Raw genomic sequence first — 695 nt, 5'->3', positions numbered from 1 at the left:
TATCAAAAATAACGGCATCTATATTTCTTGCTTCCTCAAAACTGGATCGTTTCCGAATAAGCAAGCCACTTTTCGCAGCAAGTGTTGTTGATTTCGCAACCACTAAAGGTGCGGCAAGTCCAAGTGCATGGGGACATGCAATAACCATTACGGTAACTGTTCGTTCTAAGGCATAGCTTAATGATGGACCAACAAAAATCCATATTACAAAGGTCACGATACCCGCTGCCATTGCAATATAAAATAACCATTTTGCCATGCGGTCCGAAAGGTCTTGTGTATGGGACCTTGATTCCTGTGCTTCACGGACCATCGTTATAACTTGTGATAAATAACTATCTTCACCCGTTTTTTCAATAGAAATGGTTAGGGAACCTTCCCCGTTTACAGACCCGCCAATTGCCTCTTCCCCTTTCTCTTTAGAAACAGGAAGAGATTCACCTGTTAGCATTGATTCGTCAATTTCGGATCGACCCTTGGTTATTTTACCGTCTGCTGGTATTTTTTCACCTGGCTTTATCAAAACCAAATCACCGTTTTTTAATTCGGATACGTTTACTTCTTCTGTGTCCTCATTTTTATTAATCCGATGGGCTGTGTTTGGCATTAGCTCAACCAAATGTTCCAATGACGACGTAGCACCCATAACTGATTTCATTTCAATCCAATGACCGATTAACATAATATCAATCAGG

The 695-nt window shown here is 40.7% G+C and carries 1 protein-coding gene; it reads right to left on the bottom strand.

Annotated elements, in window-relative coordinates:
• The coding region (locus AC3G7N_RS21170) for an HAD-IC family P-type ATPase (protein ID WP_489424116.1) at nucleotides 1–695 on the bottom strand (695 nt) is incomplete at both ends.

The sequence above is a fragment of the Virgibacillus carmonensis genome (assembly GCF_057836705.1).
This window is presented reverse-complemented; position numbering and strand designations above follow the sequence as displayed.